At 35.0% G+C, this 12,693-nt stretch carries 8 protein-coding genes, 1 pseudogene and 1 other annotated feature; of the genes and pseudogenes, 8 read left to right on the top strand and 1 reads right to left on the bottom strand.

The window, feature by feature from the left end; all coding sequences use genetic code 11:
• Window positions 1-334: 334 nt before the first annotated feature.
• Window positions 335-534, bottom strand: a pseudogene (locus tag V7150_RS22830) (transposase); the annotation flags it as partial.
• A gap of 173 nt (window positions 535-707) precedes the next feature.
• Window positions 708-926: a binding site (T-box leader), on the top strand.
• Between the two features lie 89 nt (window positions 927-1,015).
• On the opposite strand from V7150_RS22830, the gene tyrS reads away from it, so the two are divergent.
• From tyrS to tdc (V7150_RS22790), 8 genes are all read left to right on the top strand, one after another.
• Complete coding sequence (gene tyrS, locus V7150_RS22825) at window positions 1,016-2,278, top strand: tyrosine--tRNA ligase (protein WP_335522785.1); 1,263 nt, start codon at window positions 1,016-1,018, stop codon at window positions 2,276-2,278.
• Between the two features lie 47 nt (window positions 2,279-2,325).
• The gene (locus V7150_RS22820) at window positions 2,326-3,003 is read left to right on the top strand and encodes a protein rep (protein WP_335522783.1); all 678 of its coding nucleotides are present in this window, start codon (window positions 2,326-2,328) and stop codon (window positions 3,001-3,003) included.
• A gap of 704 nt (window positions 3,004-3,707) precedes the next feature.
• Complete coding sequence (tyrP, locus tag V7150_RS22815) at window positions 3,708-5,153, top strand: tyrosine-tyramine antiporter (protein WP_335522781.1); 1,446 nt, start codon at window positions 3,708-3,710, stop codon at window positions 5,151-5,153.
• 36 nt (window positions 5,154-5,189) lie between these two features.
• Window positions 5,190-7,082 carry a tyrosine decarboxylase gene (gene tdc, locus V7150_RS22810; protein ID WP_335522779.1) on the top strand — a complete coding sequence of 631 codons (1,893 nt, stop codon included), beginning with the start codon at window positions 5,190-5,192 and terminating at the stop codon, window positions 7,080-7,082.
• A 209-nt stretch (window positions 7,083-7,291) separates the two neighbouring features.
• Window positions 7,292-8,677: a Na+/H+ antiporter NhaC gene (gene nhaC, locus V7150_RS22805; protein ID WP_335522777.1), complete on the top strand. Its 1,386-nt coding sequence runs from the start codon at window positions 7,292-7,294 to the stop codon at window positions 8,675-8,677.
• A 377-nt stretch (window positions 8,678-9,054) separates the two neighbouring features.
• The gene (locus V7150_RS22800; protein ID WP_335522776.1) at window positions 9,055-9,354 is read left to right on the top strand and encodes a YerC/YecD family TrpR-related protein; all 300 of its coding nucleotides are present in this window, start codon (window positions 9,055-9,057) and stop codon (window positions 9,352-9,354) included.
• Between the two features lie 282 nt (window positions 9,355-9,636).
• Complete coding sequence (gene tyrP, locus V7150_RS22795) at window positions 9,637-11,055, top strand: tyrosine-tyramine antiporter (RefSeq protein ID WP_335522774.1); 1,419 nt, start codon at window positions 9,637-9,639, stop codon at window positions 11,053-11,055.
• A 55-nt stretch (window positions 11,056-11,110) separates the two neighbouring features.
• Window positions 11,111-12,693: tyrosine decarboxylase (tdc, locus tag V7150_RS22790; RefSeq protein WP_335522772.1), on the top strand; the 1,583-nt coding region annotated here is incomplete at its 3' end.

The following is a 12,693-nucleotide window of genomic DNA, read 5'->3' as shown; positions in this document are numbered from 1 at the left end:
AGGGACGAAGATGCTTCGCGGTACCACCCTACTTGACAAGAATAAACTTGCCCACTCTTTATATCTGCTATATCTAGGCAGGTGTACTTCACATTTGTGTATGCTCGGATTTTCAGCTACCATCCGATCTCTTCTCGCTGCATGAAACAAAGCTACTATTTTCTGCTAACAGATAGATTTTCTTTTTTGCTTAAACGCTTTTTAGTGCTAAAGCATATTGGTACTATACGAGAATAATAAGTTCTTGTCAAGAATTTTAAAAAAAGAACATAACCTCGTTTTAATCGGTGCTAATTCAAATGTTGGGGTAGGAGAGGATTGAATTCTTTCCTACCTAACCAATATGAGTTCCAATATGCTTAAATTGATGATGTAATAAAACCCTACTTTTAAAACGATCAAACTTCGGTATCCAAAGGCATTCCTCTATATTTCCTTTGTTAAATTGTTGATTCCCTCCAAGAAACCATTCGAATAATTAAAGACAACGCTATTCAGGATTTCTGTTTGCCAGTTTATTAAAGTCTTTTTTCCGGATTAGAATTCAGAATCATATAGTTTTCTCAAAACCAGTCACGCATCTGAACTTTTCAGATAATGAAAAGCAAAGAAACAAAATGTGAACATTTTTAAAACATTTTTAATGTTTATGTGCAGACGTTGACAATGTAATTTAAATTTACTATAATTGGCTACAATCTAATATATCAAATACATTGAAAGAGCCCAGTAGCAGGTTGTCACTGTTATCGAGAAAGCTAGGGGTTGATGGAACCTAGCACAAACAAACCTGTGAATTACACTCTGGAGTATCTTAGGTAATGCTAAGCGGATTGGCAATCGATACTATTGCTAAGAGTGGTATGAATAGGCATAGTCCTTTTTGTACAATTTGGGTGGTAACGCGATTAAAAATCGTCCCTATGTCTACGAATGTGGATGAGGGGCGGTTTTTTTTTATTATCTTACCCAAACTAGGTGAGAATAACTTACAAATTAAAGGAGCTGGAAAGACATGAACATCATTGATGAATTGGAATGGCGCGATGCCATTAACCAACAAACCGACGCAGAAGGGTTACGCAAACTAGTAGAAGAGCAAGAGATCTCCTTGTACTGTGGTGTAGATCCGACTGGTGACAGTATGCATATTGGACATTTAATTCCATTTATGATGATGAAGCGATTCCAATTAGCTGGGCATCATCCAGTTATTTTAATTGGAGGGGCTACAGGAACAATCGGTGATCCAAGTGGACGTCAAACAGAAAGAACACTTCAAACACTAGAACAAGTACAGGATAATGTTGATGCATTAACCGCGCAAATGCAAAAGCTATTTGATTTTGGCGGAAACAGCAGCGTGAAAATGGTAAATAACTACGATTGGACACATCAAGTAAACATTCTTGACTTTTTACGGGATTACGGGAAACATTTTAGCATCAATAATATGTTAGCGAAAGATATTGTAGCTAGTCGTTTAGATACAGGGATTTCATTTACGGAATTCTCATACCAGATTTTACAATCGATGGACTTCCATCACTTATTCAAAGAAGAAGGTGTACGCCTGCAAATTGGTGGTGGTGACCAATGGGGCAATATTACAGCTGGGATCGACCTTATTCGTAGAAAAGAAGGACCAGAAGCAAAAGTCTTTGGATTAACGATTCCATTGATGTTAAAAGCAGATGGGACGAAGTTTGGTAAAACAGCAGGCGGAGCGATTTGGTTAGATCCTAAGAAAACAACACCATTTGAATTCTTCCAGTTCTGGGTCAACACAGATGACCGTGATGTCATCAGATACTTGAAATTCTTCACCTTCTTAACAAAAGATCGAATTGACGAATTAGCCGTGAAGGTTGAAACAGAGCCGCATAAACGCGAAGCACAAAAAGTGTTAGCAGAAGAAATGACGAAATTTGTTCATGGTGAGCATGCACTGCATCAAGCATTAAAAATTACAGAGGCACTATTTAGCGGGGATGTTAAAGCATTAACAGCAGATGAAATTGAACAAGGCTTTAAAAACATGCCGACTTTCCATGCTTCAAAGGAATCAAAAAATATTGTCGATTGGTTAGTGGAATTAGGAATTGAACCTTCTAAACGCCAAGCAAGAGAAGATATTAATAGTGGAGCCATTTCGATGAACGGAGACAAAGTAACAGATGTGAATACGGATGTTACAGTAGAAAATTCATTCGATGGAAGATTTATCATTATCCGTAAAGGTAAAAAGAATTACAGCCTAGTGAAATTAGGAGAATAAAACTCTGTAAAAACGTAGCGTTATGAAGTGGAAGTGAAGGATTAATTATGCTTCTATCATGGGAACGAGCAGTGGAATTAGCATACTTGAATCACCAAGTGATAACAGAAGTAAATAATAAGCAGCAAGTGAATTGGTTATTGGTCGATTTGGGCTTAGAAAATATAACCATGGAACAGATTAATCAGATCTTAGACAAGATGTTAATTGGCTTTAATCGGTTGTTTAAGTATAAGTCTATTCAACAAGCCAGTCTCGGTTATTTTAGGATGCTGGATATTGTGAAAAAAGGCGATAGGTATCATCCTAGAATTCACATTTTACTTCCAATGATCAAAAGTTACTTTCAAGGGAGATACTATATCAAATATGATAACTGGATCTCTTTGTGGAGTCGAGCAGTTGGGATCGAAAATGGGTTGTTTGTTAAAGTGAAAGTAGTGAACGGAAGAGATGCTGAACGTGAAAATATCCAAGAAAAATTGTTAAACTTTCGTGAACAAGAAAGTGAAATTCCTTTTCGGGAAAGTCAAATCATTACACCTAGACGTTTAATCGGATACAGTAAATTGTTAAAAAATGTAACTGAGCACTTGGGAAATGATAATAAACTTCATTTAGACGTGGATGAATTTTGTATAAATGATCCCGTTGCCAATCAAGCGTTTTTCCATATGTTAGACTGGCATCCAGGTGTAAGAGAAGAGGAAAAATTACTTTTTTAGTATAACAATCCAAATATTGGTTATGTACTTCTTGAAGGAAGAGTGGAGAAAGTCCACTCTTCCTTTTTTTTTGAATTTAACTGTACTTATTAATCCTGCAACTTTTGGGCAGTAGGAAAAAAACCTGAAGGTTCTGATAAATCGAATGAAATGTCCCATAAGGGGTATGTCAACCATATGAATAAAAACCAAAAATAGGAAAGCGTGACTATATTAAATTTTGTATTATTATTCATTATTATTAATAATTTTTAAACTAACTTTTTAAAGTAAAAGGTTTTATGCTTCAATCAATAAAAGCATAAAACCTTTAAAGCTTTGAATAATAAGTTTTTGATTTTTTGTCACAAATGCTATTAAATCAATGGTTTTTGTGATGTTGACAAAACAAAAATACAGGAGTAGACTGACGTCGTAAGTTGAAATGTGAAGCGCCTCACAAGTAGGGATCCTAGTTTTAATAATGGGTTTTCAACAAAACAAATGTTTATTTTATGAATATTATTCATCTTGTTTTTGGATGTATTCTATAAAATAAAAGCATTGTTTGAAGAAAGGGATGATTCTATCAGATCTACAAACTTCGTATCAGCTAACATGTTTTCATACCCTAATTTTTAAAGTGAGCTATTCCATTGGAAATTAGCGTATTCATTCAGTTTATTATTCTAAAAAAATTAAATACGGGAGAGAAGGATATAGTTATGGCTAAGACAAACAAATTAACGCTATTTGGGTTAATCGGTATTACCATGGCATTCTTTGGTACTGTACGTAGTGTACCAACACTTGCTATTACAGGGTGGACGCAAATCTTCTATATGCTAATCGCTGCGGTTGTATTTGCGTTACCGATTGCGTTAATGTCGGCTGAGCTTTCGACAGGATTTCCTGAAGAGGGTGGGCCTCAGGTTTGGGTTAAAAATGCATTAGGTGATAAATGGGGATTTGTTACCTCGTGGTTATTATGGGTTCAAATGTTTTTTGGGATGGTAATGGTTTCATCAACTGTTGGTGTCCTACTAGGCTACGTTATTAATAAACCAGAATTATCTTCAAACAACTACTTTATTTTTGCAGTCATCTTAATTTCATACTGGGGTGTAACGTTATTAAACCTCAAGTTTGATATGGTAAAAATCGCTGGTAACTGGGGCGCTGTAATAGGTGTATATATTCCATTTGTTCTTCTCGTTGGTTTAGGTCTTATTCATATGATCAAAAATGGAATTCAGCCAAACAGTTACTTAGGACATTTTAAGCCAAGTGATTTAGTACCCAATTTTAAGGACTTAGGAAGCATTACGTATTTATCAGGGATTATCTTTATTTTTGCAGGGGTAGAGATTTCATCTGTACATGCCAATAATATTAAAAATCCTAAACGTAACTATCCGATCGCGGTTATCTCTTCTGTTATTTTGTTAGTCATCTTTAATATTATTGCTGGTTTAACCGTTTCTAACGCAGTTCCGAAAGGTAAGCTAGAGTTAGCTAATATTACACAACCATACATGATTTTCTGTAAAGACTTAGGGATTCCAACGATCTTTGTAAACATCATTTCTTTAATGATCTTAATTGGTGTTTTAGTGCAGCTTAGTGCATGGGTACTTGGACCAAGTAAATCTATGATTAAAGTAGCAGACGAAGGGAATCTACCAAAGTTCTTCCAAAAGAGAACGAAGAAAGACATCCCGATCACGTTTGTCATGATTCAAGCCATTGTTATTTCGTTAGTATCTTTCTTATATGTAGTCGTTCCAGATATTAATAGTGCATTCTTAATTATTACCATTACGACAACGATTCTATATTGTATCGTATATGCTTTAATTGCTATTTCAGCCATTCGCTTACGCTATAACATGCCTAATATTAAGAGACCATTTAGATTAGGTAGTAAGGGAAATGGATTAATGTGGTTTGTCTCTCTTTTCTCTATGGCAGGTATCGTCCTTACGATTATTGTAAGTTTGATTCCACCATCCATTTTAAAACCAAGTCAGTATACTGGTTACGTAGCATTCCAAGTGATCGCTACTGTCGTTATGATTGGAATAGCTCTTATCATTAACAAATGTAAGAAACCAGAATGGAAGAAAGAAGATCAAAAAGACCAAGTGGAATATTTAAAACAAGCAAATTAATTACTAAAAATTACTAGAGTAATGGAGGAATTGAAAATGAGATACGAAATGCCAAATATTAATTTAAAAGCATTATTCTTAGGAGTTAAAGGGGAAAATACAGATTTATTTAAAGAATTATTATTAAAAATGGTCGATGAGCATGTTGGTTGGAGACAAAACTATATGCCACAAGACTTACCTGTGATCACGCCTCAAGACAAAAGCTCTAAGAGTTTCCAAGAAACGGCTGATCATATGCGTAGTGTGTTCAATCTACTATCTTCTAAACTACGTGCGAACTCACTACCTTGGCATTCTGCTGGTCGTTTCTGGGGACATATGAACTCTGAAACCTTAATGCCTGCGATTATCGCTTATTCAGCAGCCATGTTATGGAATGGTAATAACGTAGCCTATGAATCTTCACCAGGTACTTCTCAAATGGAAGAAGAAGTGGGACATGAATTTGCTACACTTATGAGCTATGTAAAAGGGAAAAGCTGGGGTCATATTTGCGCAGATGGTTCCATTGCGAACTTAGAGGGCCTATGGTATGCACGTAACATTAAATCATTACCACTTGCGATTAAAGAAGTAGCTCCTGAATATGTTGCAGGTAAATCTGAATGGGAATTACTGAATATGCCTACAGCAGAAATTCTAGATATTATCGATCAAATTCCTGAAAAAATGGATGAAATTAAAGCTCATTCTGCACGTAGTGGTAAAAATCTACAAAAATTAGGGAAATGGTTAATCCCACAAACCAAACACTATTCTTGGTTAAAAGCGGCTGATATTATCGGTGTTGGTCTTGACTGTGTAGAAGAAATCGATGTTGATGACAACTATCGCATGGACATTGACAAATTAGAAGCGAAAATTCGTGAATTTGCAGCACAACAAATTCCTGTTCTAGGTGTAGTTGGCGTTATCGGTACAACAGAAGAAGGTCAAGTAGACCGTATTGATAAAATGGTAGAACTTCGTGAAAAATTAGCAAAAGAAGGAATCTATTTCTACATTCACGTTGATGCTGCTTATGGTGGTTATGCTCGTGCTATTTTCTTAGATGAAAATAACGAATTTATCGAATGGGAAAAAATCGATGAAGTATATGCTAAACACAACATCTTCTCTGAGCCATGTGAATGGTTAACAAAAGAAATCTATGATTCTTTTAAAGCAATGAATCAAGCTGAAACGATTACCATTGACCCACACAAAATGGGATATATCCCTTACTCTGCGGGTGGAATTGTCATCAAAGATATTAGAATGCGCGATGCCATTTCTTACTTTGCAACCTATGTATTTGAAAAAGGTGCAGATATTCCGGCTTTATTAGGTGCTTATATGTTAGAAGGATCTAAAGCAGGTGCTACCGCAGCAGCCGTTTGGACAGCCCATAAAGTATTACCGCTAAATGTAACTGGTTATGGTAAATTAATCGGTGCAAGTATTGAAGGAGCTTATCGTTTCTACCACTTCTTATATGGAAAAGAATTCAAAGTGGGCGATAAAACAATCCGTCTGTATCCATTAACAAGACCAGATTTCAATATGGTTGACTATGTATTCAACGAAGTAGGCAATACCGATTTAGAAAAAATGAACAAATTAAACCATGACTTTTTCGATCAAGCTTCTTATGTGAAAGGCGGCTTGTACGATAATGAGTTTATTACTTCTCATACTGACTTCGCTATTCCAGACTATGGCAACAGCCCACTTCCATTTGTGAAGAGTCTTGGATTTAGCGAAAGAGAATGGTATCGCGAAGGCAAAGTTACGGTACTACGTGCTAGTGCGCTATCTCCATACGCCCATGATAAAGATGTATTTGAAGAATATGCTGGTGAAATCGAAAAAGCGATGCAATCTAAATTAGAAAAGATTTACAGTGAAATGGAAGCAAATGCAAAAGTTGAGGTTGCAGTACGTTAATCGTTTAATAGCTAGGTGAATAAAGTAGGGCATAAACATCCGCTGGAACAAGTTGAAAGTATTCATTATACTATCTAAAGCATTGTTTATGCCCTCTATCTATCATTAATAGATTGTCTACTATAGAGTTCAGATGTTAATTGTTCAATCGTTCACAAAAATAGAAAGGTAGAATTCTATAACATTTGACTCATAAGGAGCATATTAAAATGAAAAAAGAAGTCACTCTAAAAGAAAGTATCTTTCTTTTAGTCGTTTTATTAGCCATTATAGGAACCTGTATCATAGCCTTAGGTGTACCTCCTCAAGTGCCGATTTTAATTGCCATCGGATTGGTTGTGTTATTTGCAAAATTGAAAGGTTTTTCTTGGGAGACCATTCATGATGGCATTCAAAATGGAATTACACCGGGTTTAATTCCGATCATCATATTTATGTTAATTGGGATTTTAATTAGTGTATGGATTGCAGCAGGAACCATTCCAACCATCATGATCTACGGCTTTAAAGTTTTATCTGCCAAATTCTTTTTACCTTCTGTTTTTGTCATCTGTGCATTGGTAGGGATAACAGTGGGCAGCTCCTTTACAACCATTTCCACTGTGGGTATTGCCTTATTAGGAATGGGTCAAATGATGGGCTTTAACCCAGGGATGACTGCAGGTGCCATTATTTCAGGTGCCTTTTTAGGGAATAACATTTCCCCATTGTCTGATACAGCGAACTTAGCATCTGCTATTGCCGAAGTAGATTTATTTGACCATATTCGCAGCATGATGAGAACCATTATTCCAGCTTTTATAATATCTCTTATTTTTTTCGCAATTATGGGACACGGGGCGTCAGGATCAGCAGGGAATAAAATCGACGAACTCGTTCAAACACTTCATTCATCTTTTACCATTTCAGTTTTTACCTTAATTCCAGTATTAGTTTTATTTATCTGTGCAATAAAAAAAGTGCCAGCTATTCCGACGTTATTACTTAGTATCGCCGTTACAATTGGGATCATTTATTGTTACCACCCGCATACTAGCTTTAGCCAAATTGCTGCTTATATGCAGGATGGATTTGTTTCCAAAACAGGCGTCAAGACGGTAGATCAATTGCTTACTCGTGGTGGAATGCAAAGCATGATGTGGTCTGTTTCTCTTATCCTTCTTGCTTTAGCATTAGGCGGATTATTAGTAGAAATTAAAATTATTGAAAAGCTCATTTCAAGAATTTCGGGCGTGGTAAGTGCGAAAGGAAACTTGATGCTAATGACGGCATTAAGCTCAATTGGGATCAATGTTCTTTTAGGAGAGCAGTATTTATCCGTTATTTTGCCTGGAAAAGCATTTAAATCACAATATGAGGCCATTCATGTAGATCCGAAAAATCTATCTGGAATCTTAGCGAATGCCGGAGCTGCTGTGAATCCATTAATTCCATGGGGAGTGAGTGGTGTGTTTATCACAGGTACTCTAGGTGTGTCTACACTTCACTATTTACCGTTCGCAATCTTTTGTTTGATCATACCGGTCATTCATATTGCTTTAGGATTTATGGGCAATGGCAAAAAACAAGTGGAAGAATACAGAAAAGCTAGTTAGAATTAAATATTGGTAATTTACAGAAATTACAAAAAAGCTGGTGCATGCCAGCTTTTTGCATTAATGAAATTATTCTGATATAGTCCATATTTTAGACAAAAATCCGCCACTAATTTTTAATATAAGGATAGGATTAATGATATTAAAATAGTGATATAATACTTTATGCTCCTCCTACAACATTAATAATTCTATAGATTTTTAAGTTGAAATATTTGTGATTAATTCCATTAATTGTGTCTTTGTGAACGTATTTTTATGTGAAATAATTAATTGAATAAAGCGAAATATTATTGTAGAAGAGTTTTCTTATCCTTCGGCATAAGAAGTGGATTTTGTGCGGCACAGGCTACTCTAATGAAAGTGGTGGTAGGCATATGCTAATAGATCAATTACGTGGAAAAGATTTAGATGAATTTTTTGAAGCAATTTTAACATTAGAAAATGAAGAGGAGTGCTATAGATTCTTTGATGATTTATTCACAGTGAAGGAGTTGAATACAATCTTTCAAAGATTTAAAGTAGCGAAAGCTTTATATAATAACAGTACTTATCATAAAATTGAAGAAGAAGTAGGAGCGAGTGCAGCAACCATTTCTCGTGTGAAGAGATCGTTACATTATGGAAACGATATGTACGATGTTGTTTTTAAGCGTATGAAAAAAAATCGTGAATGATTAGCTAGTAATCAGACTTCGTAAAGAATCGGGAAACGTAACTTTGGTACGTTATCTCGGTTCTTTTTTGCGTTCAGAAGCCCGAAAAAGCTTGTTTAAGGGAATGGACATTTTTTTATAAAGAATTTCAGGTACAACAATTTTTACCAAATATTTACCTTAAATAAATATCAAGTGCCATGGCAACTCTAAAAAAGAGCTATTCCTAATCGATTTTTGATTAAAAAATGATTATTTGTTCATTGTATTTATTCATTTGAATATAGAAAGAAGGCTTTAATTATGAACAAGACAAAACAATTAACACTTTTTGGATTGATTGGTATTACAATGGCTTTTTTCGGAACGGTGCGTAGTGTGCCAACCCTTGCCATTACTGGTTGGACCCAGATTTTCTATATGTTGATTGCTGCAGTAATATTTGCATTACCTATTGCATTAATGTCAGCTGAACTCTCAACAGGATTCCCTGAAGAAGGAGGACCTCAAGTTTGGGTGAAAAATGGTTTAGGTGAAAAATGGGGATTTGTCACCTCCTGGTTATTATGGGTTCAAATGTTTTTTGGGATGGTTATGGTTGCTTCAACTGTCGGTGTTCTTTTTGGATACGTCATCAATAAATCCGGATTATCTTCAAATAATTACTTTATTTTCATCGTAATTCTCATCTCATACTGGAGTGTTACATTATTAAATCTTAAGTTTGATATGGTTAAAATTGCGGGTAACTGGGGAGCGGTTATTGGTGTATATATTCCGTTTGTCTTTCTTGTTCTTCTAGGTATCATTTATATGATTAAAAACGGAATTCAACCTAATAGCTATTTAGGTAACTTTAAGCCAAGGGATATTATTCCTAATTTTAGAGACTTAGGAAGTTTAACTTATTTATCAGGAATTATCTTTATTTTTGCAGGAGTAGAAATTTCATCAGTACATGCGAATAATATTGAGAATCCAAAACGTAACTATCCAATTGCTGTTATTGCATCTGTCATTTTATTAGCCATATTTAATATCATAGCTGGTTTAACTGTATCAAACGCAGTACCAAGGGGTAAATTGGAGCTTGCTAATATCACACAACCATACTTGATTTTTTGTAAAAATTTAGGTATACCATTGATTTTTGTTAATCTCATTTCATTGATGATTTTAATTGGAGTTTTAGTACAGTTAAGTGCCTGGGTTCTTGGACCAAGTAAATCTATGATTAAAGTTGCAGAAGAAGGTAACCTCCCAAAGTTTTTTCAAAAAAGAACAAACAGAGGTATTCCGATTACATTTGTGATGATTCAAGCCATTGTCATTTCTTTAGTATCGATCTTATACGTAGTAGTTCCAGACGTTAACAGCGCATTCTTAATCATTACAATTACAACAACCATTTTGTATTGTGTTGTATATATTTTTATTGCTATTTCAGCGATTCGTTTACGTTATATAATGCCTGAGATTAAAAGACCATTTAGATTGGGGAATAAGGGGAATGGATTAATGTGGATCGTTTCCATTTTATCAATAATATGCATTATATTTACGATTATTGTCAGTATTATTCCGCCATCCATTTTAAAACCAAGCCAATATACGGGATATATTATTTATCAAATAGTCGCTACATTATTGATGATTGGTATTGCTCTTGTTATCTACAGATACAAAAGACCAGAGTGGAAGAAAGATTATAAGCAACCGTAGATTTACTATGGAATTTACTTGGCAAGTATTTGAGTTAAATTGGAGGAAATGAAATATGAAATATACCATGCCAGATATAGATTTAAAAGCATTATTCTTAGGAGATAAAGGTGAAAATGCTGATTTATTTAAAGAGCTATTAATCAAATTGGTAGATGAACATGTAGGATGGCGTCAAAATTATCAACCACAAGATTTACCGGTTATTACTCCGCAAGATAAAAGTTCAAAAAGTTTTCAAGAAACAGCAGATCACATCCGAAGTGTAATGAATGTATTATCTTCGAAACTTCGTACAAATTCATTGCCATGGCATTCAGCAGGAAGATTTTGGGGGCATATGAACTCTGAAACATTAATGCCGGCTATTATTTCTTATGCAGTAGCAATGTTATGGAATGGCAACAATGTAGCATATGAATCTTCTCCAGCTACTTCTCAAATGGAAGAAGAAGTAGGACATGAATTTGCAGCCCTCATGGGTTATAAAAAAGACAAAAGCTGGGGGCATATTTGTGCGGATGGTTCCATTGCTAACTTAGAGGGTCTTTGGTATGCGAGAAACATGAAGTCACTTCCTTTATCGATTAAAGAAGTAGCTCCTCAATTTGTTGAAGGTAAGTCGGAGTGGGAATTATTAAATCTGTCTACAGAAGAAATTTTAGATATTTTAGATCAAATTCCTGAAAAAATTGAGGATATCAAAGCGCATTCTGCACGCAGTGGTCAAAATCTACAGGGTTTAGGTAAATGGTTGATTCCACAAACAAAACACTATTCTTGGTTAAAAGCAGCCGATATTATCGGGATAGGTCTTGATTGTGTAGAAGCAATTGAAGTGGATCATTACTATCGTATGGACATTGACAAACTCGAAGAAAAAATCCGGGAATTAGCTGCAGAAAAAATACCTATTCTTGGTGTGGTGGGTGTTATTGGTACAACTGAAGAAGGACAAGTAGACCACATTGGTAAAATTGTTACACTACGTGAAAAATTAGCAAAAGAAGGTATTTACTTCTACATTCATATCGATGCTGCTTATGGAGGATATGCTCGTTCTATTTTCTTAGATGAAAACAATGAATTTATTGATTATGATAAAATCGATGAAGTATATGAAAAATATAACATTTTTACTGAAAAAAATGATTGGTTGAATGAAGATATTTATCATGCATTTAAAGCAATGAGTCAGGCTGAAACCATTACAATTGATCCACATAAAATGGGATATATCCCTTACTCTTCTGGTGGTATTGTGGTAAAAGATATCAGAATGCGTGATGTCATTTCATATTTTGCCACATATGTTTTTGAAAAGGGAGCAGATATTCCGGCATTGCTTGGTGCCTATATCCTGGAAGGGTCTAAAGCTGGAGCAACTGCAGCTTCAGTTTGGACGGCACACAAGGTGTTACCATTAAACGTGACTGGTTATGGTAAATTACTTGGTGCAAGTATTGAAGGAGCTTATCTTTTTTATCACTTCTTACAGAACAAAAAATTTAAAGTCGGAGATAAGACTATTTCAGTTTATCCATTAACAAAACCGGACTTTAATATGGTTGATTATGTATTTAATGAAGACGGGAACACGGATTTGGGAAAAATGAACAAATTAAACCATGACTTTTT

The organism is Neobacillus drentensis (genome assembly GCF_036965245.1).
GTDB lineage: Bacteria > Bacillota > Bacilli > Bacillales > Cytobacillaceae > Neobacillus > Neobacillus drentensis_G.
This window is presented reverse-complemented; position numbering and strand designations above follow the sequence as displayed.

Excerpts from the sequence above, each read along its gene's own strand:
- tyrS (WP_335522785.1), top strand. The coding sequence starts at position 1,016 with ATGAACATCATTGATGAATTGGAATGGCGCGATGCCATTAACCAACAA.
- V7150_RS22820 (WP_335522783.1), top strand. The coding sequence starts at position 2,326 with ATGCTTCTATCATGGGAACGAGCAGTGGAATTAGCATACTTGAATCAC.
- tyrP (WP_335522781.1), top strand. The coding sequence starts at position 3,708 with ATGGCTAAGACAAACAAATTAACGCTATTTGGGTTAATCGGTATTACC.
- tdc (WP_335522779.1), top strand. The coding sequence starts at position 5,190 with ATGAGATACGAAATGCCAAATATTAATTTAAAAGCATTATTCTTAGGA.
- nhaC (WP_335522777.1), top strand. The coding sequence starts at position 7,292 with ATGAAAAAAGAAGTCACTCTAAAAGAAAGTATCTTTCTTTTAGTCGTT.
- V7150_RS22800 (WP_335522776.1), top strand. The coding sequence starts at position 9,055 with ATGCTAATAGATCAATTACGTGGAAAAGATTTAGATGAATTTTTTGAA.
- tyrP (WP_335522774.1), top strand. The coding sequence starts at position 9,637 with ATGAACAAGACAAAACAATTAACACTTTTTGGATTGATTGGTATTACA.